Consider the following 25,592-nt stretch of genomic DNA (forward strand, 5'->3'; position numbering starts at 1 on the left):
CGGTACCGGGGTTCGAATCCCCGTGGGGACGCCAATTTCAAAGCCCGTCAGGTTAGCGCCTGTCGGGCTTTTGGCTTTTATGTGCGGTGCTGTCCGCACGAACATAAAAAAAGCGCCGGCATGCTTGTCCGGCGCTTTCGGGGACCCCGTCCGACCATTCAGGTACGGACGTAGGTCATTCCATTAGTGATTGCGGCGCTTTTCGGCCTCTTCCTTAACCGAGCGGCGAACCGTGTCAAACGCTTCGTTGAGCGCTGCCATCACATCCATGTTCGTGCGGTTCACGATGAGTTCCTGACCCGATGCCATCAGGTCGATGCGAATCGTGAAGGCGCCCATGGTCTGGTGACCTTCCTGGCTGACGGTCACTTTGCAGGCACCGAGCTGGTTGTCGAAGCGACGGAGCGCTTCAACCTTTTCGGTCACCGCAGTTTCGACAGCGGGCGAACGATTGATGCCGTGGAAGACGATCTGCAGAGATTGGGGCATATAACACCTCTCTTTTTGTTGTGGCTTTTTGATGGGACAACGCTCTTGTCCGTACTCCAAGTCTATATCCAATCCTTGCGCTTTGCACAAATTCCACTGGTTATCACTTAGAATGTGGCGATACGCTGTCGGGCAAGACGCCGCAGTCGTCGCCGGACAGTTAATCACAGCCTGAACCGCTACTCCCGCAAGGAAAGGGAGGCGGCAGGCCCCTTTGAAGAGATATGAGCAAAATGGATCGCAAACCTTGGCAGAACAACGGCCCGCATAGGGCTCCCTTTGGTTCCGACCGCCGCGAGGGCGGCCGCAGCGACCGTCGCGAAGGCGGCGAGCGCGGTTTCGGCCGTCGTGAATTCGGTGATCGCCGCGAATTCGGCGGTGAACGCCGCGGTTTTGGTGAACGCCGTGAGTTCGGTGACCGTCGTGAATTCGGCGGCGATCGCGGTGAACGTCGTCCGTTCGTGGCCGGCGAGCGTCGTGAGTTCAACGGTGAGCGCCGTGGCTTCGGCGATCGTCGCAAGTCCTTCGGCGGCGGCCAGCGTCGTCGCGAAGACTTCGGCGTTCGTTCCGGTCCGCGTGCCCGCGCGCTTGAAACCCGCCGCTTCTCCGAGCGCTCCGACTTCGCCAAGAACGCCGTCGTGAAACTTGACGCCGACATCGCCGACTACTTCAAGAGCGCCGAGGACGTCAACAAGGCCCTCCGCCTGGTGATCGAGCTCGGCAGGCTTGCCAAGAAGCCCGAGGTCAAGACGGAAGCTGAAAAGGTCGAGCAGGCCGAGGCTCCCGCCGTCGCCGCCGAAGAAGCCATGTTCACGGAAGACGTCTTCGAGGACGAGGACGTGGAGGCTGTCGCCGAAGCTGAGGAAACGGCTGAAGCCAAGTCCGAGGACAAGGCCGAATAAGGCTCTCTGACGGGTGACGCAGGTCACTTGAAAGCTTCGCTCCCGCAGGGAAAGCGGAGCTTTTTTCGTCTCTGGCGGATGGTGGTGGTCCACTCCCCTGCCATCGGGAATCTCCCCTAGGCAGGCACGGCCTTTTTAGTTAAACTTTCAAGGCTCAAAATCCGAAAACCACCCCCGTGCGTGCGCCGGGGCTGCGAGACCGGCCGCTTACATGAAATACATTCTTGCTCTTGATCAGGGGACCACGAGTTCCCGCGCCATTCTGCTGAATCACCGCGCCCAGATCGTTTCCCTGGAGCAGCTTGAGTTCCCGCAGCATTATCCGCAGCCCGGCTGGGTCGAGCACGACGCCATGGACATCTGGCGCACGCAGCTCGCCTGCGCCCAGAACTGCCTGAGAAAGGCGGGCGTCTCGGCCTCCGAGGTCAGCGCCATCGGCGTGACGAACCAGCGCGAGACGACGGTCGTCTGGGACAGGACGACGGGGCTGCCGATTGCCCCTGCCATCGTCTGGCAGGACCGCCGTACGGCTCCCTACTGCACGGAGCTGCAGAGAAGGGGCTTTGAAGTGCTCGTGCGTGAAAAGACGGGCCTTCGCATCGATCCGTACTTCTCCGCCACCAAGATCCGCTGGATTCTCGACAGGGTGTCCGGAGCGCGTGCGCGCGCAGAACGCGGCGAACTCGCCTTCGGCACGATCGACACGTGGCTCATCTGGAAGCTCACGGGCGGCCGCGTCTTCGTGACCGACATCACGAACGCCTCCCGCACGATGCTCTGCAATCTCGAAACCTGCAGGTGGGATGACGAACTTCTCGACATCTTCGGCATTCCCGCCTCGATGCTTCCCGAAATCGTGCCCAGCTCATGCGTGGTCGGCGAGGCGCTGCCCGAAATGCTCGGTGCCGCGATTCCCGTGGCGGGCATTGCGGGTGACCAGCAGGCCGCGACCTTCGGTCAGACGTGCTTTGAGGCCGGCTGCGCAAAGAACACCTACGGCACGGGCGGCTTCCTTCTGATGAACGTGGGAAGCGAGCCCCGCATGAGCCAGCACCGCCTGATCGGCACGGCCGCCTGGCAGCTCTGCTGCGAACGCACGCAGTATGCGCTTGAGGGCTCCGTCTTCATTGCCGGCGCCGTCGTGCAGTGGCTCAGGGACGGCCTGCAGTTCTTCAATTCCGCCGAGGAGATCGAGTCGCTCGCCAAGAGCGTGCCCGACAACGGCGGCGTCTATCTCGTTCCCGCCTTCGTGGGGCTCGGCGCCCCGCACTGGGACAGCGAGGCCCGCGGCATGATGATCGGGCTGACGAGAGGTACGACGAAGGCGCACGTCGCGCGCGCCGCGCTTGAGGGCATCGCCTTCCAGTGTGCGGAGGTGCTTGAGGCGATGCAACTTGATGCAGGGACCGAGCTCAAGGAGCTGCGCGTTGACGGTGGCGCCTCCCGCAACAACCTTCTCATGCAGTTTCAGGCGGACATCTCCGGCGTGCCGGTCATTCGTCCCGCCATTACCGAAACGACTGCGCTCGGGGCGGCGTTCCTTGCCGGCCTTTCGACGGGCGTCTGGGAGTCGTGTGAAGAAATTTCCGCCTTGTGGCGCGTCGACAGGGTGTTCGAGCCCTCGATGACCGCCGACAGGCGAGAGTATTTGATGAACCAATGGGCCCGAGCCGTCGGCCGCGCCCGCAACTGGAATAAGTGACCATGGCTGAAGTGAAAACCACCTGCCGCGAGGAACTGCTCGCCAAACTTCGTGAAGATCCCGTCTGGGACGTCGTCGTCATCGGCGGCGGCGCCACGGGCGCCGGCATTGCGGTCGACGCCGCCTCCCGCGGCCTCAAGACCGTCGTGCTGGAGGCCCAGGACTTTTCGTCCGGCACGTCGTCCCGTTCGACGAAGCTGATTCACGGCGGCGTGCGCTACATGAAGAATCCGCGTGACTGGGGGCTCGTGCGCGAAGCTCTGAAGGAACGCCGCATCCTCATCAAGAATGCTCCGCACCTCGTGCACTCCAAGCCCTTCATCCTGCCCTGCTACAAGAAGGGCGAGCGCGAGTTCTACACGATCGGCCTCGGCATCTACTCCGCCATGACCTACGGCGGCTACAACATCGGCCACACGTCGAGCCTCTCCCGTGAGGACACCCTCATGCGCCTGCCCGGCGTCAAGCCCGAAGGCCTGATGGGGGGCGTGCAGTTCTTCGACGGCCAGTTCGACGACGCGCGTCTTGACGTTGCGCTCATTCGCACGGCCTACGAACACGGCGCCGTACCGCTCAACTACATGCCCGTCGTTGGCGTCACCCGTGAAGGCGGCATGATCCGCTCCGTGACCGCGAAGGACAAGGAAACCGGCGAAGAGTTCGTCATCCGCACGAAGATGGTCTTCAACGCCGCCGGCGCCTGGGTCGATCCGATCCGCCGCATGGTTGATCCGGATGCCTCCACGCTCGTGCGCGTCTCCCGCGGCTCGCACATCCTGCTCGACAAGTCCTTCATGCCCGGCGACACCGGCATGCTCATCCCGAAGACCCGCGACGGCCGCGTGCTCTTCGCCATTCCCTGGCACGGCATGCTCCTCGTCGGCACGACCGACGTGGAACAGAAGGAAGCCGACTTCGATCCGAAGGTGAGCGACGCCGAAATCGACTTCATGATCGAGACGGCCTCCGGCTATCTTGAAAAGCCGATCACCCGCGCCGACGTCAAGGCCTCCTTCGCCGGCCTGCGTCCGCTCTTCAATCCGCAGGCCACGGGTTCCGCCGGCTCGACCGCCAAGGTTTCTCGCGAACACGCCGTCATTCCCGAATTCGGCAACATGATCACCGTGACGGGCGGCAAGTGGACGGCCTACCGCAAGATGGCCGAGCACGCCATGCTCGTCGCCACGCTGCGTCACCTCATCCCGCCGCGTCTCTGCGTCACGAAGGATCTGCCGATCTTCTGCGATCCCAACTGGGACCATGCTGCTCTTGAGATCGAGGCCGAAGCCGGTGACGCCGCCGACGAAAAGGTCGTTCAGTTCGCCCTCTACGCCCGCGACCACGAGTTCGCCCGCACGCCCGAGGACGTGCTCTTTCGCCGTCTGCGCCTCGGCCAGATGAACGAGGCCCGCACGAACGCCCTGCTGCCCAAGATCGCCGCTGCCTTCGGCCTGCCCGTCGAGGAATGCTACTGCGCCGACGAAGCCTGCACCTGTGAAGAAGGCAAGTGCGAATGCGAGAAGGCCGAATGCGAATGCAAGGCCGAGGTCTGCGAAGCCGAAGTCTGCGAATGCAAGGCTGAGGAAAAGGCCGAGGCTGCGTCCGTTGAAGCCGAAAAGGTGATCGACGTCGAAGTCGTCGAGGAAAAGCCGGCCGAAGAGGCTGAGCAGAAGAAGTAAGACCGATGCCTGAAGGGCCCCCGGGCCCTTCGGCCGCCGGCCTTCGGTGCGGGCGACTCCATGGCGGAGGCGCCCGTGCCGTTTCTTTTGGCGTGCCGCGCCGTCTCTTGAGGACGGCGGCGGACGGAAATAAAAAAAACGGTCCTTCTTGTGGACAAGTAGGGGCGATTAGGGTAAAATCGCGATCCTGACTTTGCTTCACGGATTGCTTACCCCATCTTTTTCCACTGGCGCCGTGATTCACACGCGAAGTTCAGAACGCCATATTTCTAGGGCGAACCCAATTTCAGGTTCGCTTTTGTTTTTATTCAGCATCTGCATGTCAGCGCGGGTCCTCAGAAATGATGACGGACCGCGGCGCCATCCGTTGAGCGCTGCTGCAGCTGCCTTACTTATTAGGTGAAACGCAATGAAGACCTTCTCGGCCAAGCCGCTTGAGGTTAAGCGCGACTGGTTCGTGGTCGATGCCAGTGACAAGGTGCTCGGCCGTCTTGCCAGCGAAATCGCTCTGCGCCTTCGTGGCAAGCACAAGCCCGAATTCACGCCCCATGTCGACACGGGTGACTTTATCGTCGTGATCAACGCGGACAAGCTCAAGCTTTCCGCTGAAAAGGACACGAAGAAGACGTACTACCGCCACACGGGCTATCCCGGCGGCATCTACGAAACGACGTTCCGCGAAATGCAGGACAAGCACCCGGGCCGCGCTCTGGAAATCGCCGTCAAGGGCATGCTTCCGAAGGGCCCGCTCGGCTACGCCATGATCAAGAAGCTCAAGATCTACGCCGGCGCCGAACACCCGCACTCCGCCCAGCAACCCAAGGTTCTTGACCTCTAATTTCCGAAAGGCTTGAAAGATGATCGGTAACTACAACTACGGCACCGGCCGCCGCAAGAGCTCGGTCGCTCGTGTTTTCATCAAGCGCGGCACTGGCAAGATCGTGATCAACGGCCGTCCGCTGGAACAGTACTTCCACCGTGAAACGGGCCGCATGATCGTCATGCAGCCGCTTCAGCTCACGGAAAACACCGAAACGTTCGACATCATGGTCAACGTTTGCGGTGGTGGCGAATCCGGCCAGGCCGGCGCCATCCGTCACGGCATCACGCGCGCCCTCGTCGACTACGACGCCGGCCTCAAGAGCGTTCTCTCCAACGCCGGTCTCGTGACCCGCGACGCTCGTGAAGTCGAACGTAAGAAGGTCGGTCTGCGCAAGGCCCGCCGCGCCAAGCAGTTCTCCAAGCGCTAATCGCTTCGAGTACGGATTTGCAGAAGGCTCGTCCTTCTGCGGATCCCGGCAAAAAGAAGGTCGCCTGCATCAAGCAGCGCGGCCTTTTTTGTCGTCTGCGCGTGCCGAATCTGACGGCGAGACCCGTCACGAGCGCGCTTTTTCGTGTAGCATAGATGATCGCTTGAACAACGCCGTGAACGGCCTCCGCCCATCGTGGAAGAGAAGCCCCGGCGTCCCGTCACATTTTTGGAGGGCCGTCCTTTGGACGGCACATACCCCGATGACTGAAAAGATTGAAACGCCTCAGGAAGAAATGCCCGAGCTCATGCCCGATCCCATCAACTTCACCGACGCCGCCGTCGCGAAGGTCAAGGAGCTGATGGACGAAGAGGGCAATCCCAGCCTCAAGCTGCGCGTGTTCGTTCAGGGCGGCGGCTGCGCCGGCTTCCAGTACGGCTTTACGTTCGACGAGGTCCAGAACCCCGACGACGCCGTGATGGAAAAGGGCGGTGTGACGCTTCTCATCGATTCCATGAGCTACCAGTACCTCGTCGGCGCCAAGATCGACTTCAAGGACGACCTGAGCGGCGCTCAGTTCGTCATCGACAATCCCAATGCGGTGACGACCTGCGGCTGCGGCTCCTCCTTCGGAGTCTGATGCTGGAGGACCGAAGGCCCGACGACACAAAAACAAACGGACGACGTTCCATGCGAACGCCGTCCGTTTTTTCATAGACCTGCTTCCGTCCTGATCAGCGCGGATAGAGGGCGCCGAGAATTCGCGGTCCCGCCGCCCGCGTGACCGCAGGCAGGTTTCCGGGGAGGCTTGCGAGAAAGCGCTCCGCAAGCCAGGCGAAGGCAGCCGCCTCCACCTCCATGGGCGGCACGCCCAGAGCTTCGGTCGTGGCCGTGAGGCCGGGGAAATGCGAGGCGATGGCCTGCATGAGGGTCTTGTTGTAGACACCGCCGCCGCAGACGTAAAGCTCGGCGGCGTCAGGGGCGAACCGTGCGACGGTGTTCGTGATCGTGCGGGCGGTCAGTTCGACGAGCGTTCGTGCGACGTCTTCGGGCGGCAGGCTCTCATGGCCGCAAAGGCGGGCGTCGAGCCAGGCGGGCGAGAAGAGCTCCCTGCCCGTCGACTTCGGAATGGGAAGTGCAAAGTAGGGCTCGCTCAGAAGGTCGTCGAGAAGCGTCGTGCTGACGCGGCCTGAGGCCGCCCACCGGCCGTCCCGGTCGTAAAGGGCTCCCGTGATGCGCTGCGTCCATGTGTCGATGAGCATGTTGCCCGGACCCGTGTCGCCGCCGAGGATGGTGGGGGACTCGCTGCGAGCGGGCAGAACGGAGATGTTGGCGATGCCGCCGATGTTGAGGACGACGCGCGGGACGTCTCCCGTGAAGCATTCGGCGTGGAATGCGGGCACGAGCGGCGCTCCCTCGCCTCCTGCGGCCACGTCGCGGGAGCGCAGGTCCGCAACGACGTCGATGCCCGTGAGCTCTGCGACGAGCGCGGGATGATTGAGCTGCAGCGTGAAGCCTTTTTGAGGACGATGGCGGATCGTCTGGCCGTGCACGCCGAGTGCGGCGACGTCGGCGGGGGAGAGTCCCGTTCGGGCCAGAAGAAGGCCGGTGGCTTCTGCATAGTGGCGAGCAAGCGCGACGGAGGCTTCGCCCATGCGCTCGATTTCGTCGGGGCCGGGCAGCGTGAGCGCCGCGAGCGCAGCGCGCAGGTTGGGCGGAAAGGCGAGCGAGGAGTGCCCGAGACTCCTCATGACACGGCCGTCGAAGGCCATGGCGACGGCGTCCGTGCCGTCAAGGCTGGTGCCGGACATGAGTCCGATCGTAATGCGTTCGGTCATGGTGGTTCCCTGCGGAAATGGCGGACAAGGAAAAGCCGACGCCATGGCGCCGGCTTTCTGATGCCTGCATGGAGAAGGAATCAGTCTTCCTTCATCGAGGTGACGCGGTGCGCCACCCTGGAAGCGCCTTCGGCCTGCTCCTCGTCGCCGAGAAGATGCTTGGCGACGGCGGTTGCGTCGTCCCTGTGGGTGCGCAGGACGGTCGGAACGGGAAGCGACTCGCTTTCGGCAAGCAGGTCGAAGCGGGCCTGAATCGGACGGGCGATCGTCTTGAGCTGGGCCACCTGGAAGGCGGTCAGGTTTTCGGTGTCGGGCAGGTCGGCTGTGCGCGGATTGATCTGCACGCCGTCGAACATCAGTTCGTAGTGCAGATGCGGACCGGTGGCAAGGCCCGTGCGGCCCACGTAGCCGATCACGTCGCCGCGCTCGACCTTCTGGCCTGCGCGCAGGTTCTTGGTGATGCGGGACATGTGCGCGTAGAGCGTGGTGCGGCCGAGGCCGTGGTCGATCTTGACGTAGCGGCCGTAGCCCTTGCGCTCGTAGCCCACGAAGGTGACCACGCCGTCGGCGGCAGCGAAGATGCGGGAGCCCGAGGGGGCGCGGAAGTCGGTGCCGTTGTGCGGGCGCACGACGCCCGTGACGGGATGACGGCGAAGCGGCGCGAACTCGCTGCTCACGTCCTTGACGTCGAGCGGTACACGCATGAAGGTTTGCTGCGAGGCGCGGCCAGCGAGCGTGTAGAAGCCGCCGGCACGGCTGTCGTTCTCAAACCAGTAGGCCTCGTGGACGTCCTCGCCCGAGACCACCTGAACGGCAAGCAGCTGGCCGTTGCGGATGAAGTCGCCGCCTGCGAACTTGCGCTCGAAGACGAGGCGGAGCGAGTCGCCCTGCTTGAGGGTGCGGACGGGATTGTCGGCGCCCTCCCAGACGACCTTGAGCTGTTCGGCGATGTCGGCGGGAATGCGCAGGGACTCGACGGTGGCAACGAAGCCCGAGGAGGCGACGCCGGAGATGCTTTCCTCGAGCGTGTCGAAGGCGACGGGGTATTCGGCGGCGGCGAAGAGCTCGCCCGTGCGGGTGACCTCGATGCGGCGGCTGTCCTGAGGGTGCGGGCCCTCGAGATAGAGGTGCAGGAAGGCAAGTCGGCCGTCGGGCAGAACGCCTGCGTTGACGTACTGGCCGTCCTGCGGCATGACGAGCGGACGCAGCATGCGCTGCGAGCGGATGTAGGAGACGGCCTGAGGGTCGACGACTTCAAGGCGTGCGAGCAGGGAGGAGAGGGTCTCGCCGTTGCGTACGGTCAGGCTGCGGGGCGTAACGGAGCCGTTGCGGCGCAGGGCGTCGAGCGCCTGCGTGAGAACGGAGTCGTCAACGGAGCCCGTCACGAAGTCCGCGCGGTGCTTTTCCTGCGCGAGACTGGGCGAGACGCCGAGCATGGCGCCCGTTGTTCCGATCACGACCATCGAGGCTATCCCCGCCGTTGCGGCCCCGGTACTCAGTCTGCACGCGTGGAGAAGCGGGGACGAGGCCCAGACCTTGAGCCAGGATCGAAACGCCCTCCCGGCGGTGCGGAGCTGCCGGGCAATGAGGGAGGGAGCGGTCATGATGAGTCGGAGTTGCGAAAGGCGCGGAAAAAGGGAACAATACTTAGATTGCCATTTTAAATCAGAACCGCTGTGCGTCCCGCCTAAAAAACCTTAAAAATGGTTACAGGCGGGCATTTCATGCGTCTCCGGGGCCTTTTGCATGACTTTGTGTGCAGATGAGCCTGCGAACGGGCGCTGCAACGCGGCGGCCTCAGTTTGTTTAAGTCATTGAAGGGATACTGATGACCGTTGAATTAGAGAAGGCTCAGGAGGCCAAGAAGCTCCCTGTTACCGACGACATCCGCGAGGCGATGGCCCTCATCCGCCGCGGCACCGACACGTTCCTCATTGAGGAGGAGTTCGAACAGAAGCTCGCCCGCTCCAAGATGACCGGTGAACCGCTGCGCTGCAAGCTCGGCCTCGACCCGACGGCTCCCGACATCCACATCGGCCACACGGTCGTGCTCAACAAGCTGCGCCAGCTTCAGGACCTCGGCCACACGGTGATCTTCCTCGTGGGCGACTTCACGGCCGCCATCGGCGATCCGTCCGGCCGCAACGCCACGCGTCCGCCGCTCTCGCACGAGCAGATCGTCCAGAACGCCCAGACCTACCTCAATCAGGCCGGCCTCGTGCTCGACCTTGACCGCACCGAAGTCCGCTACAACTCCGAATGGTGCAACAAGCTCGGCTCCGTGGGCCTCATTCAGCTTGCCTCCCGCTACACGCTCGCACGCCTTCTTGAGCGCGACGACTTCGCCAAGCGCTACGCCGAGCAGGCTCCGATCGCCATGCACGAGCTCATCTACCCGCTGATGCAGGGCTACGACTCCGTGGCCCTCAAGGCCGACCTCGAGCTCGGCGGCTCCGACCAGCGCTTCAACCTGCTCGTCGGCCGCGAACTCCAGCGCCAGTACGGTCAGGAGCCCCAGTGCATCCTGACGATGCCGCTTCTCGTGGGTCTTGACGGTCAGGTCAAGATGAGCAAGAGCAAGCACAACTACATCGGCATCACCGACGCTCCGAACGACATGTTCGGCAAGGTGATGTCCATCTCCGACTCGCTGATGTGGGACTGGTACGACCTGCTGAGCCTGCGCGGCAACGCCGAGATCGCCCAGCTCAAGAAGGAGTGCTCCGAGGGCCGTAATCCGCGCGACGCCAAGGTGCTGCTCGCCAAGGAGATCGTGGGCCGCTTCCATTCGGACTGCGCCGCCAATGCCGCCGAAGATGAATTCAACGCCCGCTTCCGCGCCGGCGCCATGCCGAGCGACATTCCCGAAGTGACGGTCGAGGCTCCCGCCGGCGAGATCGGCGTCGGCCAGATGCTCAAGGCCGCCGGTCTCGTCTCCTCCACGTCCGACGCCAATCGCAACATCGATCAGGGCGGCGTGAGGATCGAAGGCGAGAAGGTCTCCGACAAGGGGCTCAAGCTCAAGGCCGGCACCGTCGTGACGGTGCAGGTCGGCAAGCGCAAGTGGGCCCGCATCACGATCGCCTGAGAAGCGGATCATGATCGTTCTGATCCAGCGAGTGGCCGAAGCCTCGGTGAGCGTTGAAGGACGCGTGACCGGGGCCGTCGGCCGCGGGCTTCTTGCGCTGGTGTGCGGGGAGCCCGGCGACACGCCCGCCGTCATCGGGAAGCTCGCACGCAAGACCGCGAGACTTCGCATCTTCGAGGACGAGGCGGGCAGGATGAACAGGAGCGTCGTCGACGTCGGCGGCGATGTGCTCTGCGTCTCGCAGTTCACGCTTGCCGCGGACACGATGTCGGGCAACCGCCCGAGCTTCTCCAGAGCTGCGCCGCCCGAAGAGGGCCTTGCCGCCTTCAATGCGTTTGTGACGGCGCTCAGGGGCGAGGGGCTGTCCTGCCCCACAGGCGAATTCGGCGCGCACATGCGCGTCTCGCTCGTCAATGACGGACCGGCGACCTTCAGCCTCCACCTTAGGGCTGATGGTGCTGGCGCCGACTAGTCCCAATGCTCTAGACTGTGGTCTTGGGCCGAAAGTGATGATATAAATAGAGGACGCCGCCCGCTCCGGGCGGCTCCGCACGTGGAGAAGCACCCGGTGAAAATCACTTCCGACAACTTCAAACAGGGCGATTTCATTCCTGAAGCCCTTGCCTGGGGCCGAATCGGAGAGGACGGCTCGACCGTCCGCTCGACGAACCTCAATCCCCAGCTCTCCTGGACGGACGCGCCCGAGGGCACGGCGTCCTTCGTGCTTGCCTGCCTTGACGACGACGTGCCGACGGATCTCGCCGAGCGCGACGCCTCGGGCGAGATTCCTGTTTCCCAGCCCCGCCGCCGCTTCGTGCATTGGGTGCAGCCCAACTGCCCCGCTGACGTGACGAGCATCGCCGAAGGGGCGCTTGCGGAGGAGAGGAAGACGACGCCGGGCTTCGGCGCCGTTTGCATCAACGACTACAGCCGCGGCGGCACGCCTGCTCCGGGCGAAACGGGCACGGGCTACGATGGCCCCTGTCCGCCGTTCTTCGACGCACGCTGGCACTACTACCGGTTCATGGTCTTCGCGCTCGACGCCCCGAGGCTCGAGCTTCCTGAAAATGCGACATGGCAGGACGTCGACGCCGCCATGAAGGGCCATGTCCTCGCGTCGGCTGAGCTTGTTGGCCGCTATACGCTCAATCCCCGTCTGGCCGCCCTTTGAGACGACCGGCATTCACAGAATCCACGTCATTAACCTCCGGCGGCATCCGCCGCCGTCTTACTAAAGGAACTGAAGTCGTGTTCAAGCGCTCCAATACCATTGAGGCCGTCGATCCCGCCGTCTGGGACGTCATCAGCCACGAGACCGCCCGTCAGGAAGACCACATTGAGCTCATCGCGAGCGAAAACTACGCTTCCCCGGCGGTCATGCAGGCCCAGGGTTCCTGCCTCACGAACAAGTACGCGGAAGGCTATCCCGGCAAGCGCTACTACGGCGGCTGCGAGCACGTCGACGTCGTTGAACAGCTCGCCATCGACCGCGCCAAGAAGCTCTTCTGCGAGCCCGCAGGCGTCGAGATGGCCGTCAACGTGCAGCCCCACTCCGGCGCTCAGGCCAACTCCGCCGTGTACTTCGGCCTTCTCGAGGTCGGCGACACGATCATGGGCCTCTCGCTTGCCGAAGGCGGCCATCTGACGCACGGCATGCACCTCAACTATTCCGGCCGCTACTTCAAGGTCGTTCCCTACGGTCTTGACGCCAACGAGGCGATCGACTACGACCGCGTTGAACAGCTCGCCAGGGAATGCAAGCCGAAGATCATCGTCGCCGGCGCCTCCGCCTACTCGCTTCGCATCGACTTCAAGCGCTTTGCCGAAATCGCCCACTCCGTCGGCGCCTACCTGATGGTCGACATGGCCCACTATGCGGGCCTCATCGCCGCCGGCGTCTACCCGACCCCGTTCGGCCACGCCGACATCGTGACGACGACCACGCACAAGACGCTCCGCGGTCCGCGCGGCGGCCTCATCTTCTGCCGTCCCGACCTTGAGAAGAAGATCAACTCCGCCGTCTTCCCGGGCATGCAGGGCGGTCCGCTCATGCACGTCATCGCCGCCAAGGCCGTGGCCCTCGGCGAAGCCCTTGACCCGTCCTTCAAGGTCTACGGCGAGCAGGTGATGAAGAACGCCGCTACCATGGCCGAAGAGCTCGTCAAGCGCGGCCTGCGCATCGTTTCCGGCCACACGGAAAGCCACGTGATGCTTGTCGACCTTCGTCCGCTCAAGATCACGGGCAAGGCCGCCGAAACGCTGCTCAACGCCGCTCACATCACGGTCAACAAGAACGCCATCCCGAATGATCCGGAAAAGCCCTTCGTGACGTCCGGCATCCGTCTCGGCTCTCCCGCCATGACGACCCGCGGCTTCGGCGAAGCCGAGGCCCGCAAGGTGGCGAACCTGATCGTCGATCTGCTCGAGGCGCCTGAAGACCAGGCCGTCTTCGAACGCGTCAAGGCCGAAGTGGCGAACCTCACCGCCGCCTTCCCGGTCTACGGCGACTAAGGCGCTCAGGCGGCCGCAGGGGAGGCTTCGGATCTCCCCGAAAACGCATGAAAACACAAGGGCTACCCTTTCGAGTGATTGGGTGGCCCTTATTTTGTGTTTGGGGACTTGAGTTTGCCTGCGGGCGGGCGCTAAACTTTCGGACACTTGTTCCTGATTTGGAAGTGTCTGCCGGCCGATGCGGTTCGGGACGGGCTTCCACCGTACGCAAGGAGTCTCCTCATGCGATGTCCCTTCTGCCAGAATCCGGATACCCAGGTGATCGATTCGCGCGCCCCTGAGGAGGGGTACGCGATCCGTCGCCGCCGCAAGTGTCCGGCCTGCGGCAAGCGCTTCACGACCTTCGAGAGGGCGCACCTGCCCATTCCCGCGGTCGTCAAGCGCAACGGCCAGCGCACCGACTACAACAGGGCGAAGCTTCAGGCCTCGATGACGCTGGCGCTGCGCAAGCGTCCCGTGACGCCCGAGCAGCTTGAGGAGGCGGTCGACTCCGTCGAGCAGGCGATGATCATGCTCGGAGACCGCGAGATCGAGTCGAGCGACGTGGGCGAGCTCGTGCTCGGCGCCCTGCAGAAGCTCGACACCATCGCCTACATCAGGTTTGCGTCGGTGTACTTCAACATCGGCGATCCGCTTGCCTTTGCATCGATGATTCAGAATGCGGCCGTGCCCGACGGAAGCACCGACGGCGCGTTCGACGTGCTGAGGAAGTTCAGGCTCGAGCACGAGGCCGAGGTCGCCGCCCGCGAGGCGAAGAAAAAGGCCGCCGCCGAGCGTCGCGCCCGCAGGGATGCGGAGAGGAAGGCAGCGGAGGCGGAGGAGGCCAAATGACGGAATGCGCTGTGGATGAAGGTCGCGTGAAGGACGACGACTTCTGGATGGGGCTTGCGCTTGAGGAGGCCGCGAAGGCCCGCAGGCTTTCTCCGCCCAATCCTGCGGTCGGCGCCGTCATCGTGAGGGACGGCCGGGTGATCGGCCGGGGCTTCACGCAGCAGACGGGCGGTCCGCACGCCGAGGTGATGGCTCTGAGGGATGCCGCCGCGCGTGGAGAAAGCGTTGAGGGCGCGACGATCTACGTGACGCTCGAGCCATGCTCGCACTGGGGGCGCACGCCGCCCTGTGCGCTTGCGATCGTCGAGCACAGGATCGGCCGCGTCGTGACGTCGGTCGCCGACCCGAACCCCCAGGTGGCGGGGCGGGGTCTGAAGATGATCCGCGATGCGGGCATCGAGGTGACCGAAGGCGTCCGAAGCAAAGAGGGATGGCTCTCCAACAGGGGCTTTCTCACCCGTATGACGACGGGCAGGCCCTGGGTGAGGATGAAGTGCGCCGCGACGCTCGACGGCCGCACGGCCTTTCCCGACGGCCGATCCCAGTGGATCACGGGCCCTGCGGCGCGCGAGGACTCTCAGTACTGGCGTGCGGTGTCGGGGGCGGTCGTGACGGGCATCGGCACGGTGCTCGCCGACAATCCGAAGATGACGGTGAGGCTCCCTGATCAGGTGAGGTTCCCGTTCCGCGTGGTCGTGGATCCGAGGCTTGAGACGCCCGTCGGGGCGGAGATTCTCAAGGGCGGCGGCACGGTCCTCGTCTGTGCGCAGGCCGGCGAAGAGGCCGAGGCGGCGCTCGTCGCCGCAGGCGCCGAGGTGCTGAGGCTTCCCGATGCGGCGCATCCGGGACGCGTGGACCTCGGTGCGCTTCTCGACGAGCTTGGACGAAGGCAGGTCAACGAGGTCCATCTCGAGGCGGGTGCGGGGCTCAACGGGAGCTTTCTCTCCGAGGGACTTGTCGACGAGATCGTGCTGTATACTGCTCCCTGCCTTTTCGGCTCGGGGATGCCCGTTGCAAGCGTTCCGCTTCCCGAGGAACCCGGTCTGGCGCACCGCTGGACGATTGAAGACTTTACTCAGATCGGTGCCGATCTGCGTGTGATTTTGAGGAGATGACTCTAAATGTTTACCGGCATTATTCAGGCCATCGGCAAGGTTCGTGAACCGGAACCTCTCGGCAACGGCGTCCGCCTGACGATCTGCGCTCCCGATCTCGGTCTTGACGAGGTTCGCATCGGCGACTCGATCGCCGTCAACGGCGCGTGCATGACCGTCGTCGAGAAGACGGACACGGAATTCAAGGTCGACGTCTCCGCCGAGAGCCTCTCGAAGACTACGGGCCTCGACACGTTCGGCGAGGTCAACCTCGAGAAGGCCATGCGTCTCGGCGACCGCGTCGACGGCCATCTCGTGAGCGGTCACGTCGACGGCGTGGGTCAGGTTGAAAGCATGGAGCAGGTCGCCGAATCGTGGCGCCTCGTCATCCGCGCCCCCCGCGTCCTCTCTCCGTATCTCGCCTACAAGGGCTCGATCACGGTCAACGGCGTCTCGCTTACGATCAACAAGGTCGAGGATACGGCGATGGACACGCTCGTGACGATCAACCTCATCCCGCACACGGTCGAGGTGACGACGCTCAAGCACCTCAAGGCCCAGAGCTACGTCAATCTTGAGATCGACACGATCGCCCGCTACATCGAGCGCATGATGTCGCTTCGTAACGACGAGGACTCCCTCTTCTGATCAGGAAGAAGGCGTTCCGCATCATGAAAAGGCGGCGTTCTTCTGGTGAAGGGCGCCGTTTTTCGACAGCGGGGCCGAAAAAACGGCGCCCGCACCCGCCCGCCCTGCGTCACGCAGGTCTTTCGCGTTAAAATAAACGTCTATCAGTCGTCGCCGGCAGGCCGGCGGCGGCCCGAGGGCCTGGCCTTCGGGATCTTTTCAAAACGAATTTAGCTCCCGCCTGCAGAGGCCCCTAGGAGACAGACATGGCTGTTGATATTGTTCCCACCAAACTCGACGGTACCGACCTTCGCATCGGCATCGTGGTCGCCCGCTTCAACGAATATGCCGGCCGCGGTGAATTCGAGTCCTGCATGGACGAACTGCGCAAGCTCGGCGTGATGGAAGAGGACGTGACGAAGGTGTCCGTGCCGGGTGCCCTCGAAATCCCGTTCGCGCTGCAGAAGCTCGCCCAGACGGGCGAATACGACGCCCTGATCGCCCTCGGCGCCGTTATCCGCGGTGAAACCTACCACTTTGAGCTCGTGAGCAACGAGTCCGGCAGCGGCATCACCCGCGTCTGTCTCGACTACGACATTCCCATCGCCAACGGCGTGCTGACGACGGAAAACGACGAGCAGTGCGAGGAACGCATCGACATGAAGGGCCGCGACTGCGCACGCTGCGCCGTTGAAATGGCCAACTTCGCCAAGGAGTTCTGCGTCGACGAGTTCGACGAGGATTTCGATGAAGTGACCTCCGAAGACTGATGCCGTCATCAAAGGAATCTTGAAGAATGACTGAACACAAGGAAGGCCACCGCAAGTCGGCGGCGCACTCCGCCCGCCATCTGGCCCGCGTCTTCGTGATGCTCGGCCTCTACCAGTGGCTCGCCGATCCGTCCCAGGACTACGCCGGCATCGAAGCCCACCTCTCGAGCCTTCTGCACGACGAGGAAGAGCAGCTCGAAGGCAGCGACATCCGTCCGACGGACTTCGAGAAGGCCGATCGCGAGCTCTTCACGAAGCTGCTCGCCGGCGTGCTTGACCGTCATGCCGAAGTGGCGGACGCCATCGCCCGTCACGCCGACCGCGAACTCTCCCGCATTTCGCTCGTCGAACGTGCGGTGCTCATGATCGGCACGTACGAACTCATGGCCTGCCCGGAAACGCCCTGGCGCGTAATCCTCAACGAATCCATCGAGCTCGTCAAGCAGTTCGGCAGCGGCTACCGCTTCACGAACGCCGTTCTCGAGCTTGTCGCGCGCGAAGTTCGTCCCGAAGAGACGGCTGCGCCGCGCGCCTGACGAATCAGTCTCTGACTGATTCCCACAAACGGGCCGTTCCCTTCGGAGGGAGCGGCTCTTTTTCTTGGAAGCGTGCTTTTTTTCGGAGGTAGAAAAATGCGACGCGGAGAATTTCAGATCATCGACCGCTTCTTCACGCATGACGCGTTCGGAGAGTGGCGAAGTCAGGGCGTGGGCGACGACTGCGCCATCATCGACATGCCGGGCAACCGCATTGCGGTGACGACGGACATGATGGCCGTGGGCACGCACTTTCTGCCCGGCGCCAGGCCCGAGGACATCGGCTACAAGGCCCTCGCCGTCAATCTGTCGGACCTTGCGGCCGCAGGCGCGTCGCCGCGAGCGTTCTTTCTCTCGATCGGACTGCCAGAGCGTGACGACGAATGGCTTGCGGGCTTTTCCCGCGGCCTGATGGCCCTTGCGGAGAGCTCGGGCTGCGCGCTTCTCGGGGGCGACACGACCCGAACGGCTGAGGTCGGCGGCACGCATGCGCCCGTGACGATCTCGATCACGGCGATGGGCTCGCTTCCCGAAGGGAAGGGACTCACGCGCGCGGGCGCGAAGCCCGGCGACGACATCTGGGTCTCGGGCACGGTGGGCGACGCATATGCGGCGCTCAAGCACCGCTGGGGCCACTGGCAGCTGATGCCCGATGCGGCCGAGGCGCTTTTCCCCAGAATGGATCGCCCGACGCCGAGGAACATGCTCGGCTCGGCGCTTCTTGATCTTGCGACGGCCTGCGCGGACGTCTCGGACGGCCTGCTGGCGGATCTGGGGCACATTCTCGAACGCAGCGGCGTCTCGGGCAGCATTCTCTGGGAGGCCGTGCCCGTCTCGAGCGCGCTCAGGGCGCTCTCCCCCGCCGCACAGCAGGAGGCGGCGCTGACCGGCGGCGACGACTACGAGCTCGTCTTCACGGCCCCTCCCTCCGCCGCGCTTCGCATCGAGCAGGCGGGACTTTTGACAAAGACCAGACTTACCCGAATTGGTAAGATTTGCGAAAAAGTCTCGGGCGATAATCTCACTGTCCGCTCGCAAAACGGCGGCATCGTGACGACGCCCACGCAGGGGTTCGACCACTTTGCCGCCTGAGGCGAAGCGCCAGGACCCTGATCTCCGACCCCCAGCGCCGCAGGCCAAGCCTGCGGCGGCAACCAGGAAGTGAACATGCTGCAGAAGTACGACGACTCCAATCCTGCTAATCAGATCGAATTGACCAGCCGTTTCGTCTGGTCCCATCCGGCACACATGATCGCCACGTTCTTTGGTGCGGGTCTTCCGTCCAAGGCGCCCGGCACCTACGGCTCGCTCGCGGGCGCGCTCTCCTTCATCGTGCTCTCTCCGGCCATGACGACCGCCGCGTGGGTGATTCTCTCGATCGCCCTCTTCATCGCGGGCGCCTGGGCAGCGGGGAAGGTTGCGGCCGATCTCGGCGTCGAGGACCACAAGGGCGTCGTCGTCGACGAGGTGGTCGGCATCTGGCTTCTCTTCGCGTTCCTGCCTGCGGGCACCCTCTGGTGGGTCGCGGGCTTTGCGGCCTTCCGCTTCTTCGACATCATGAAGCTGCCGCCGGTCGACATCATCGATGAAAAGATGAAGAACGGCGCGGGCGTCATGCTCGACGACGTGGTCGCGGCCTTCTACGCCTGGGTCGTCGTCAGCATTCTCGGCTGGCTCTTCGGCTGAGGATCATGCCTGATCTCAACGAGCGCATAGCGCTGGCAGCCGAGCGTCTCGGCGTCGTCGCCGCAGAGAGGCGGCACGTCGTCGTGACGGCCGAAAGCTGCACGGGCGGCGGCATCGCCGCCGCCATCACCGAGGTGCCCGGCAGCTCCGCATGGTTCCGCGAGGGCTTCGTGACCTATGCGGCCGAAGCCAAGACATCGCTTCTCGACGTCGATCCGAAGATGATCGAGGAGGAAGGCGTCGTGAGCGAGGACGTGGCTCAGGCCATGGCCAGAGGTGCGCTCGCACGCTGTCCCGACTCGACGCTTGCCGTCGCCGTGACGGGCGTGGCGGGACCGACGGGCGGCACGCACCTCACGCCCGTGGGCACGGTGTGCATCGGCTGGGCCGAACGCTTCAACGAGCACATCGTCACGTACGTGCGCACGATCCATGCGCACGGCAGCCGCTCGATGGTGCGCAGGGCGACCGTGCTCACGGCCCTCGAGGGCTTGATTGAGCTCATGCGTTTCGGCAATCCCGCTGTGATGCCGTGCGAATATTGACTACAATTTGAGAACTGCAGTTCTACAACGGGCGCCTCCTGAATCGATTCGCAGGGCGCCTTTTTTTGTCTTTGCTTAAATCATGTCCAGTTGGTTTGACATATTGATTCTGGTGATCCTCATCGGCATGAACGGGGCCTTTGCGCTCAGCGAGGTCGCGCTCATCACGAGCCGCAGGGCGAGGCTTCAGCACATGGACGAGGAGAGTGTTCCCGGCGCGAGACGCGCCATGGACATGAATGCGGACCCCAACCGCGCGCTCTCGACCATTCAGGTGGGCATCACGTCCATCGGACTTCTCTCGGGCATCTTCGGCGAGTCCGCGCTCGCCAAGCCCGTGGCCGAATGGCTCGTCTCGCTCGGCATGGGCGAGGAGACAGCCTCGGCCGTCGGCATCACGCTCGTCGTGGTGCTGCTCACGTACTTCTCGATCGTGATGGGCGAGCTCGTCCCCAAGCGCATCGGCCAGATGGCGCCCGAACGCCTGGCGTGCCGCGTCTCTCCCGTCCTGCACATGCTTTCGCTTGCCGCCGCGCCGTTCGTGAAGCTGCTGTCGCTCTCCACGGCCTCGATCCTCAGGCTGATGCGCGTCGACACGCGCAGCCAGAACGCCGTGACGGAGGAGGAGATTCACGCGATGATCGACGAAGGCGAGGAGTCGGGCGTGATCGAGACGGTCGAGCGCGACATGGTGCGCAACGTCTTCAGGCTCGACGACCGTCAGGTGGCCTCGCTGATGACGCCGAGGGCCGACATCGACTGGATCGACCTCGAGGACTCGCCCGAGGTCAACATCGAGAAGATCCGCTCCTCGAAGCGTTCGCGGCTTCCCGTCTGCGTCGGCAGTCTTGACGACGTGAAGGGCTTCTGCTCGACGCGCTCGCTTCTGCAGCAGATGATGGAAAAGGGCCGCGCCGACTTCAAGGACAATCTCGTGGCGCCCGTCTACGTGCCCGAGTCGCTGACCGGCATGGAGCTTCTGGAGAACTTCAGGAAGACCGACACGCCTGTTGCGCTTGTCGTCGACGAGTACGGTGAAGTCCAGGGTATCGTGACGCCAAGAGACGTGCTCGAGGCCATTGCGGGCGAATTCAAGCCCGAACAGCCGGGCGACGCCTGGGTGACGAGGCGCGAGGACGGTTCGCTCCTGCTCGACGGCATGATTCCGATCCCCGAACTCAAGGACGTGCTCGACATCAAGAGCGTGCCCGAGGAGGACTTCGGACGCTACAACACGCTCGCCGGCATGATGATGCTCCTGCTCGGACGTCTTCCGAAGGAAGGTGACGTCGCCGAGTGGGACGGCTGGCGGCTTGAGATCATCGACATGGACCGCCGCCGCATCGACAAGGTGCTCGCAGTGAAGGTCAAGACCGCGCCGAAGCAGGAAGGCCGGGGCGAATAAAAGAAGAGAGAAAGGAGAAGGAGGATGGCAGTGAAGAAGGCATGGGTTGCGTGCGGTGCGGCTGTGGTGCTCGCCGCCGTTGCGTCGGGAGGCGTGTGGTTGCAGGGCCGCGTCTTCGACAGGCAGTTCGACGAGTTCGCCCGCGAGCTGGCCGACACGAGCGTGGATATGGGCTTTCTGCTGAGCGCAGAACAGACGGGCAGGGGCTTCGCGCACCGTGATCTGGCGATCAAGCTGCGCGGGAAGGATTTTCGCCTGTGCTGGACGGGGCGCGCGGAGTTCGGTCTCGGCATGACGGCAAGGCTGGCGCTTGACAAGGAATATGGCTCAATGGCGAATCTTCCCGATTACGGCATCGAGGGGCTTGACGACGAACTCGTCTTGAAGACGGGGCTGTTCTCCTCGAAGCCCGAACTCGCCTGGCGCGTGAAGCCCTTCAGGGTGGCCGCAGGCAGTCTGCTCTGCAGCGCGGGCGGCCTTGAGCTCACGTCGGGTGACGTCGAGCACGAGGGGCGACTCGTCTGGCGCGGGCTCTCCTGCTCGGAAGGCGGGGAAAGCCTTCGCACGGGAGACGTGACATTCGACGTGTCGGTTTCGAAGGACGGCCGCAGGGCCGAGATGAAGGCGATGTTTGAGGGAGGCTCCGCGGACGTCGAGGGCATGAACCTGAAGACGGGCGCCTTCGAAATGGCGAGCACGATCGAGGAGACGAGGGCCGAAACCCAAGAGGACGATGCGCTCTACTCTCAGAGCTGGACGCTGAAGTCGGGTGAGCTGGATTATGACGGCGTGCGCGTCCTTGATGCCCTGACCTTCAGGGCGAACATGACCAACGTGCCCGAACGCCTCGTGGATGCGATGGCTCTGGGCGGCGCCGTGAGCCCTGTGATCCTCGAGATGGCGGCGGAGCAGGCTATCATGCAGGGCGGCATGACGTTCGACCTTGACGAATGCACGGTGACGCGCGGTGAGGGGACGCTGTCGGCCGCAGGGCGCGTGGCAAGGGACGGAGAGAGGATCGGAGCCTTCTTCGTGCGGTTGGATCCCGAGTTCGGAGCGGACGTCAAGGGATGGCCCGAAGCCGTAGCTGAACTGAAGGCGAACGGCAGCCTCAGGACGGTCGAAGGACGCCTTGAGGCCCATGTGGAGCTTTCGACCGATGGCGTTGCCGTCAACGGCGTGAAGCTCGACTCGCTTTGACAGGGATTTAGACAAAGGAAAGGCCTGCAGGAGTGATCTTGCAGGCCTTTGACTTTGTTCTGGGCGGGCGGCGATCAGACGGCAGCCTGAATGGAGTCGCGCGTGGCGATGGCGGTCTTGCGGGCGGCTTCCTTCCAGTCGTCTTCGCGGCTCGCGTAGATGATGGCGCGGCCGGAGTTGATCACCATGCCGGTGCCTTCGGCGGTCTTGCCGGCCTCAACGCAGGCGCGGATGTCGCCGCCCTGAGCGCCGATCCCCGGCACGAGCAGGGGAAGGTTCGGCGCGATGCGGCGCACGTTGGCGAGTTCGGCGGGATAGGTGGCGCCGACGACGAGGCCGAGTTCGCCGTTGAGGTTCCACTCGGTGGCGGCAAGGCGCGCAAGGCGTTCGTAGATCTTCTCGCCGTTCACTTCAAGCATCTGGATGTCGTCGCCGCCGGGGTTGGAGGTGCGGCAGAGGATGAAGGCGCCCTTGTTCTCGTAGGCAAGGTAGGGCTTGATCGTGTCGAAGCCCATGAACGGGGAGAGCGTCACGCAGTCGGCCTCGTAGCGCTCGAAGGCTTCGCGGGCGTAGTGCTCGGCCGTGGAGCCGATGTCGCCGCGCTTGGCGTCGAGGATCACGGGAACCTTCGGATGATTGGCGTGAATGTAGTCGATCACGGCCTTGAGTTCGGCCTCGGCGCCGCAGGAGGCGAAGTAGGCGATCTGCGGCTTGAATGCGCAGACGAGGTCGGCCGTGGCGTCGATGATGCCGCAGCAGAAGTCGTAGAGGGCCGTGCTGCGGCCCGCGAGTTCGTGCGGGAAGCGGGTGGGGTTGGGGTCAAGCCCGACGCAGAGCATGGAACCGGCGTTCTGCCAGCGTTCGCTGAGCATTTCGGTGAACTTCATGGGGTGCCTTCCGAAGGTGGTTGTCAATCGGGCGCTATCTTAACAAATTCTTTCGCACTGCGGCCGTTCCTGAGGAATTGCGCTATGCTCGACGAAGCGGCTTCCGGAGAGGAGCCACGTCAAAAACGCCGTGTCATCAGGAGGACTGTGAAGATGATCACACGCAGACAGTTCATCGGGGCCGTAGGCCTCATGACGGTCGCCGCAACTGCGCCGGCCTTCGCCTACGAGAGCCGCTGGCCGAAGAAGCCGTCGGTGCCCACCGACCTCAATGCCGAGGAGTTCTTCACGGAGCTCGCCGAGAAGGGCTCGGGCTTTGTCGTCGGCAATGAGAAGGCCGATACGGTCGTGATGATGACGTTCGACACGCAGTGCCGCTGGTGTGTCTGGGAGTACGAGCAGTTCAAGCCCTTCCTTGACCGCGTGAAGTTCGTCTGGCATCCGGTTGCAGTGCTCAATCCCTGGAGCGAGCTGCAGGGGGCCGCCATTCTGGCCGCAAAGGATCCGAAGGCCATGTTCCTCGAGCACGAGGCGCACATGAAGGATGCCGTCTTCAAGGGGCTCGACGTGCGCAAGATGGAAATTCCATTTGAAAAACGCGAGGCAGTGTGGACCAATACTAAGGTATTCCGCCGTGCCGCGGCCCGAGAGGTGCCGTTCGGCGTCATGAAGAAGCCAGACGGCAGCTATGTCGCCGTTTGCGAGCAGACGGGTGAGTCGTTTGCCAAGCTTCTCGGCAAGTAAGGCGGAGCACAATAAGGAAGAGAGGCAAGGAAAAGGCCGGCGATCGAAAGATCGTCGGCCCTTGTCTTTTTAGGCCGCCCGTTCCTGAGAACGGGCGGCGGTCGGCTGGTCAGGCGTGATGGATTACATCATGCCGGGCATGCCGACCATGCCTTCCATGCCGGCGGGCATCGGCTTGTCGTCCTGCGGAATGTCGGCGACCATGCAGTCCGTCGTGAGGATGAGGGACGCAACGGAAGCGGCGTTCTGAAGGGCGGTGCGGGTGACCTTCGTCGGGTCGAGAACGCCCATTTCAACGAGGTCGCCGTATTCGCCGGTCTGGGCGTTGTAGCCGAAGTTGCCTTCGCCCTGAGCGACGGTGTTCACCACGACGCTCGGTTCGTCGCCGGCATTGGCGACGATCTGGCGGAGCGGTTCTTCCATGGCGCGCAGAACGATGCGGATGCCGGCGTTCTGTTCGTCGTTGTCGCCCTTGATGTCGCGGATGGCCTGCTTGGCGCGGATGAGCGCCACGCCGCCGCCGGCCACGATGCCTTCCTCAACGGCGGCACGGGTGGCGTGCAGGGCGTCTTCGACGCGGGCCTTCTTTTCCTTCATTTCGACTTCGGTGGCGGCACCGACCTTGATGAGGGCCACGCCGCCGGCGAGCTTGGCAACGCGTTCCTGAAGCTTTTCACGGTCGTAGTCGCTCGTGGCGGCTTCGATCTGCGTGCGGATGTTCCTGACGCGGTTTTCGATGGCTTCGGCCTGGCCGGCGCCGTCGATGATCGTCGTGTTTTCCTTCGTGACTTCAACCTTCTTGGCCGTGCCGAGCTGTTCGAGCGTGGCCTTGTCGAGCGTGAGGCCGACGTTGGTCGAGATGACCGTGCCGCCGGTCAGGACGGCGATGTCCTCGAGCATGGCGGCGCGACGGTCGCCGAAGCCCGGGGCCTTGACGGCCACGACCTTGAGGATGCCGCGGATGGAGTTCACGACGAGGGTGGCGAGGGCTTCACCGTCGATGTCTTCAGCGATGATGACGAGCGGACGGGCGGCCTTGGCGACCTGTTCGAGCACGGGGAGAAGTTCGCGGATGTTGCTGATCTTCTTGTCGTGCAGGAGGATGAACGGGTTGTCGAGAACGGCGGCCTGCTTTTCCGGCTGGTTGATGAAGTACGGGGAGAGGTAGCCGCGGTCGAACTGCATGCCTTCGACGACTTCGAGTTCGTTCTTGAGGGACTTGCCGTCTTCAACCGTGATCACGCCTTCCTTGCCCACCTTGTCCATGGCTTCGGAGATGATGTCGCCGATTTCAGCGTCGGAGTTGGCGGAGATGGCGCCGACCTGGGCGATTTCCTTGTTGGTCGTCGTCGGCTTGCTGATCTTGCGGAGCTCTTCGATGGCGGCGGCGACGGCCTTGTCGATGCCGCGCTTGAGATCCATCGGGTTCATGCCGGCGGCAACGAACTTCATGCCTTCGTCAACGATGGCCTGGGCGAGAACCGTGGCGGTCGTCGTGCCGTCGCCGGCGTTGTCGCTCGTCTTGGAGGCGACTTCACGCACCATGCAGGCGCCCATGTTTTCGAACTTGTCCTTGAGTTCGATTTCCTTGGCGACGGACACGCCGTCTTTCGTCACCGTCGGAGCGCCGAAGGCGCGGTCGAGCACAACGTTGCGGCCCTTCGGACCGAGCGTGACCTTGACGGCGTTGGCGAGAACATTGATGCCGCGGACCATCTTGGAGCGGGCGTCATCACCGAAAAGAACCTGCTTAGCAGCCATTTCTGTAATCCTTTACTTTCTTAGAAAAAACAAATGATGCAAGGCGC

At 63.6% G+C, this 25,592-nt stretch carries 25 protein-coding genes and 1 pseudogene; 21 read left to right on the plus strand and 5 right to left on the minus strand.

The window, feature by feature from the left end:
* Positions 1-183: 183 nt before the first annotated feature.
* On the minus strand, positions 184-489 hold the full coding sequence (locus tag HMPREF3036_RS08230; protein WP_005435907.1) for an HPF/RaiA family ribosome-associated protein: 306 nt from the start codon (positions 487-489) through the stop codon (positions 184-186).
* Between the two features lie 233 nt (positions 490-722).
* On the opposite strand from HMPREF3036_RS08230, the gene HMPREF3036_RS08235 reads away from it, so the two are divergent.
* The 6 genes from HMPREF3036_RS08235 (at position 723) to erpA (ending at position 6,662) form a co-directional block, all read left to right on the plus strand.
* Positions 723-1,391 (plus strand): hypothetical protein, encoded by a 669-nt coding sequence (locus tag HMPREF3036_RS08235; RefSeq protein WP_005435908.1) that lies wholly within the window; start codon positions 723-725, stop codon positions 1,389-1,391.
* 211 nt (positions 1,392-1,602) lie between these two features.
* Entirely contained in the window at positions 1,603-3,093 is a 1,491-nt protein-coding gene (gene glpK, locus HMPREF3036_RS08240) for a glycerol kinase GlpK (protein WP_062333516.1), read from the plus strand.
* A 2-nt stretch (positions 3,094-3,095) separates the two neighbouring features.
* Positions 3,096-4,772 (plus strand): glycerol-3-phosphate dehydrogenase/oxidase, encoded by a 1,677-nt coding sequence (locus HMPREF3036_RS08245; RefSeq protein ID WP_062333519.1) that lies wholly within the window; start codon positions 3,096-3,098, stop codon positions 4,770-4,772.
* A gap of 409 nt (positions 4,773-5,181) precedes the next feature.
* A complete protein-coding gene (gene rplM, locus HMPREF3036_RS08250) occupies positions 5,182-5,610 on the plus strand; it encodes a 50S ribosomal protein L13 (RefSeq protein ID WP_005435911.1) in 429 nt (142 codons plus the stop codon).
* A 19-nt stretch (positions 5,611-5,629) separates the two neighbouring features.
* A complete protein-coding gene (gene rpsI, locus HMPREF3036_RS08255) occupies positions 5,630-6,022 on the plus strand; it encodes a 30S ribosomal protein S9 (RefSeq protein ID WP_005435912.1) in 393 nt (130 codons plus the stop codon).
* A gap of 262 nt (positions 6,023-6,284) precedes the next feature.
* A complete protein-coding gene (erpA, locus tag HMPREF3036_RS08260) occupies positions 6,285-6,662 on the plus strand; it encodes an iron-sulfur cluster insertion protein ErpA (protein WP_038007333.1) in 378 nt (125 codons plus the stop codon).
* Between the two features lie 94 nt (positions 6,663-6,756).
* Here erpA and HMPREF3036_RS08265 read toward each other — a convergent pair whose 3' ends face one another.
* Together HMPREF3036_RS08265 and HMPREF3036_RS08270 are read right to left on the minus strand one after the other, a co-directional pair.
* A complete protein-coding gene (locus HMPREF3036_RS08265) occupies positions 6,757-7,860 on the minus strand; it encodes an anhydro-N-acetylmuramic acid kinase (RefSeq protein WP_005435914.1) in 1,104 nt (367 codons plus the stop codon).
* A gap of 80 nt (positions 7,861-7,940) precedes the next feature.
* Entirely contained in the window at positions 7,941-9,464 is a 1,524-nt protein-coding gene (locus HMPREF3036_RS08270; protein WP_062333522.1) for a M23 family metallopeptidase, read from the minus strand.
* A 224-nt stretch (positions 9,465-9,688) separates the two neighbouring features.
* Between HMPREF3036_RS08270 and tyrS the strand changes: the two genes are divergently transcribed.
* The 14 genes and pseudogenes from tyrS to HMPREF3036_RS08340 all read left to right on the plus strand — a co-directional run bounded on the left by tyrS (position 9,689) and on the right by HMPREF3036_RS08340 (position 22,153).
* Positions 9,689-10,948 (plus strand): tyrosine--tRNA ligase, encoded by a 1,260-nt coding sequence (gene tyrS / locus HMPREF3036_RS08275; protein ID WP_005435916.1) that lies wholly within the window; start codon positions 9,689-9,691, stop codon positions 10,946-10,948.
* Positions 10,949-10,958: 10 nt separating this feature from the next.
* On the plus strand, positions 10,959-11,420 hold the full coding sequence (dtd, locus tag HMPREF3036_RS08280; RefSeq protein ID WP_062333525.1) for a D-aminoacyl-tRNA deacylase: 462 nt from the start codon (positions 10,959-10,961) through the stop codon (positions 11,418-11,420).
* A 96-nt stretch (positions 11,421-11,516) separates the two neighbouring features.
* A complete protein-coding gene (locus HMPREF3036_RS08285) occupies positions 11,517-12,119 on the plus strand; it encodes a YbhB/YbcL family Raf kinase inhibitor-like protein (RefSeq protein WP_005435919.1) in 603 nt (200 codons plus the stop codon).
* A gap of 77 nt (positions 12,120-12,196) precedes the next feature.
* Positions 12,197-13,459 carry a serine hydroxymethyltransferase gene (gene glyA / locus HMPREF3036_RS08290; RefSeq protein ID WP_062333528.1) on the plus strand — a complete coding sequence of 421 codons (1,263 nt, stop codon included), beginning with the start codon at positions 12,197-12,199 and terminating at the stop codon, positions 13,457-13,459.
* Positions 13,460-13,681: 222 nt separating this feature from the next.
* Positions 13,682-14,137, plus strand: a pseudogene (nrdR, locus tag HMPREF3036_RS08295) (transcriptional regulator NrdR); the annotation flags it as partial.
* 149 nt (positions 14,138-14,286) lie between these two features.
* Complete coding sequence (gene ribD, locus HMPREF3036_RS08300) at positions 14,287-15,405, plus strand: bifunctional diaminohydroxyphosphoribosylaminopyrimidine deaminase/5-amino-6-(5-phosphoribosylamino)uracil reductase RibD (RefSeq protein ID WP_005435924.1); 1,119 nt, start codon at positions 14,287-14,289, stop codon at positions 15,403-15,405.
* Between the two features lie 6 nt (positions 15,406-15,411).
* Positions 15,412-16,032, plus strand: coding sequence for a riboflavin synthase (locus tag HMPREF3036_RS08305; protein ID WP_005435935.1), 621 nt, complete (start codon positions 15,412-15,414; stop codon positions 16,030-16,032).
* A gap of 245 nt (positions 16,033-16,277) precedes the next feature.
* A complete protein-coding gene (ribH, locus tag HMPREF3036_RS08310; RefSeq protein WP_005435937.1) occupies positions 16,278-16,781 on the plus strand; it encodes a 6,7-dimethyl-8-ribityllumazine synthase in 504 nt (167 codons plus the stop codon).
* A gap of 26 nt (positions 16,782-16,807) precedes the next feature.
* Entirely contained in the window at positions 16,808-17,317 is a 510-nt protein-coding gene (gene nusB, locus HMPREF3036_RS08315) for a transcription antitermination factor NusB (protein WP_005435938.1), read from the plus strand.
* A gap of 96 nt (positions 17,318-17,413) precedes the next feature.
* Positions 17,414-18,409, plus strand: coding sequence for a thiamine-phosphate kinase (gene thiL, locus HMPREF3036_RS08320; RefSeq protein ID WP_005435940.1), 996 nt, complete (start codon positions 17,414-17,416; stop codon positions 18,407-18,409).
* A 75-nt stretch (positions 18,410-18,484) separates the two neighbouring features.
* On the plus strand, positions 18,485-19,003 hold the full coding sequence (locus tag HMPREF3036_RS08325; RefSeq protein ID WP_005435941.1) for a phosphatidylglycerophosphatase A family protein: 519 nt from the start codon (positions 18,485-18,487) through the stop codon (positions 19,001-19,003).
* Positions 19,004-19,008: 5 nt separating this feature from the next.
* Entirely contained in the window at positions 19,009-19,548 is a 540-nt protein-coding gene (locus HMPREF3036_RS08330) for a CinA family protein (RefSeq protein WP_005435944.1), read from the plus strand.
* A gap of 82 nt (positions 19,549-19,630) precedes the next feature.
* Entirely contained in the window at positions 19,631-20,953 is a 1,323-nt protein-coding gene (locus HMPREF3036_RS08335; RefSeq protein WP_005435948.1) for a hemolysin family protein, read from the plus strand.
* 24 nt (positions 20,954-20,977) lie between these two features.
* Entirely contained in the window at positions 20,978-22,153 is a 1,176-nt protein-coding gene (locus HMPREF3036_RS08340; protein WP_062333533.1) for a hypothetical protein, read from the plus strand.
* A 74-nt stretch (positions 22,154-22,227) separates the two neighbouring features.
* On the opposite strand, the gene pyrF is transcribed toward HMPREF3036_RS08340, so the two are convergent.
* A complete protein-coding gene (gene pyrF / locus HMPREF3036_RS08345) occupies positions 22,228-23,040 on the minus strand; it encodes an orotidine-5'-phosphate decarboxylase (protein ID WP_062333536.1) in 813 nt (270 codons plus the stop codon).
* A gap of 153 nt (positions 23,041-23,193) precedes the next feature.
* On the opposite strand from pyrF, the gene HMPREF3036_RS08350 reads away from it, so the two are divergent.
* Positions 23,194-23,784, plus strand: coding sequence for a hypothetical protein (locus tag HMPREF3036_RS08350; protein WP_062333539.1), 591 nt, complete (start codon positions 23,194-23,196; stop codon positions 23,782-23,784).
* Positions 23,785-23,907: 123 nt separating this feature from the next.
* Here HMPREF3036_RS08350 and groL read toward each other — a convergent pair whose 3' ends face one another.
* Positions 23,908-25,545 carry a chaperonin GroEL gene (gene groL / locus HMPREF3036_RS08355; protein ID WP_062333542.1) on the minus strand — a complete coding sequence of 546 codons (1,638 nt, stop codon included), beginning with the start codon at positions 25,543-25,545 and terminating at the stop codon, positions 23,908-23,910.
* Positions 25,546-25,592: the final 47 nt, after the last annotated feature.

The sequence above is a fragment of the Sutterella sp. KLE1602 genome, assembly GCF_001578585.1.
In the GTDB taxonomy this organism is placed as follows: Bacteria; Pseudomonadota; Gammaproteobacteria; order Burkholderiales; family Burkholderiaceae_F; genus Sutterella; species Sutterella wadsworthensis_A.

Excerpts from the sequence above, each read along its gene's own strand:
- HMPREF3036_RS08230 (WP_005435907.1), bottom strand. The coding sequence starts at position 489 with ATGCCCCAATCTCTGCAGATCGTCTTCCACGGCATCAATCGTTCGCCC.
- HMPREF3036_RS08235 (WP_005435908.1), top strand. The coding sequence starts at position 723 with ATGGATCGCAAACCTTGGCAGAACAACGGCCCGCATAGGGCTCCCTTT.
- glpK (WP_062333516.1), top strand. The coding sequence starts at position 1,603 with ATGAAATACATTCTTGCTCTTGATCAGGGGACCACGAGTTCCCGCGCC.
- HMPREF3036_RS08245 (WP_062333519.1), top strand. The coding sequence starts at position 3,096 with ATGGCTGAAGTGAAAACCACCTGCCGCGAGGAACTGCTCGCCAAACTT.
- rplM (WP_005435911.1), top strand. The coding sequence starts at position 5,182 with ATGAAGACCTTCTCGGCCAAGCCGCTTGAGGTTAAGCGCGACTGGTTC.
- rpsI (WP_005435912.1), top strand. The coding sequence starts at position 5,630 with ATGATCGGTAACTACAACTACGGCACCGGCCGCCGCAAGAGCTCGGTC.
- erpA (WP_038007333.1), top strand. The coding sequence starts at position 6,285 with ATGACTGAAAAGATTGAAACGCCTCAGGAAGAAATGCCCGAGCTCATG.
- HMPREF3036_RS08265 (WP_005435914.1), bottom strand. The coding sequence starts at position 7,860 with ATGACCGAACGCATTACGATCGGACTCATGTCCGGCACCAGCCTTGAC.
- HMPREF3036_RS08270 (WP_062333522.1), bottom strand. The coding sequence starts at position 9,464 with ATGACCGCTCCCTCCCTCATTGCCCGGCAGCTCCGCACCGCCGGGAGG.
- tyrS (WP_005435916.1), top strand. The coding sequence starts at position 9,689 with ATGACCGTTGAATTAGAGAAGGCTCAGGAGGCCAAGAAGCTCCCTGTT.
- dtd (WP_062333525.1), top strand. The coding sequence starts at position 10,959 with ATGATCGTTCTGATCCAGCGAGTGGCCGAAGCCTCGGTGAGCGTTGAA.
- ribD (WP_005435924.1), top strand. The coding sequence starts at position 14,287 with ATGACGGAATGCGCTGTGGATGAAGGTCGCGTGAAGGACGACGACTTC.
- HMPREF3036_RS08305 (WP_005435935.1), top strand. The coding sequence starts at position 15,412 with ATGTTTACCGGCATTATTCAGGCCATCGGCAAGGTTCGTGAACCGGAA.
- ribH (WP_005435937.1), top strand. The coding sequence starts at position 16,278 with ATGGCTGTTGATATTGTTCCCACCAAACTCGACGGTACCGACCTTCGC.
- nusB (WP_005435938.1), top strand. The coding sequence starts at position 16,808 with ATGACTGAACACAAGGAAGGCCACCGCAAGTCGGCGGCGCACTCCGCC.
- thiL (WP_005435940.1), top strand. The coding sequence starts at position 17,414 with ATGCGACGCGGAGAATTTCAGATCATCGACCGCTTCTTCACGCATGAC.
- HMPREF3036_RS08325 (WP_005435941.1), top strand. The coding sequence starts at position 18,485 with ATGCTGCAGAAGTACGACGACTCCAATCCTGCTAATCAGATCGAATTG.
- HMPREF3036_RS08330 (WP_005435944.1), top strand. The coding sequence starts at position 19,009 with ATGCCTGATCTCAACGAGCGCATAGCGCTGGCAGCCGAGCGTCTCGGC.
- HMPREF3036_RS08335 (WP_005435948.1), top strand. The coding sequence starts at position 19,631 with ATGTCCAGTTGGTTTGACATATTGATTCTGGTGATCCTCATCGGCATG.
- HMPREF3036_RS08340 (WP_062333533.1), top strand. The coding sequence starts at position 20,978 with ATGGCAGTGAAGAAGGCATGGGTTGCGTGCGGTGCGGCTGTGGTGCTC.
- pyrF (WP_062333536.1), bottom strand. The coding sequence starts at position 23,040 with ATGAAGTTCACCGAAATGCTCAGCGAACGCTGGCAGAACGCCGGTTCC.
- HMPREF3036_RS08350 (WP_062333539.1), top strand. The coding sequence starts at position 23,194 with ATGATCACACGCAGACAGTTCATCGGGGCCGTAGGCCTCATGACGGTC.
- groL (WP_062333542.1), bottom strand. The coding sequence starts at position 25,545 with ATGGCTGCTAAGCAGGTTCTTTTCGGTGATGACGCCCGCTCCAAGATG.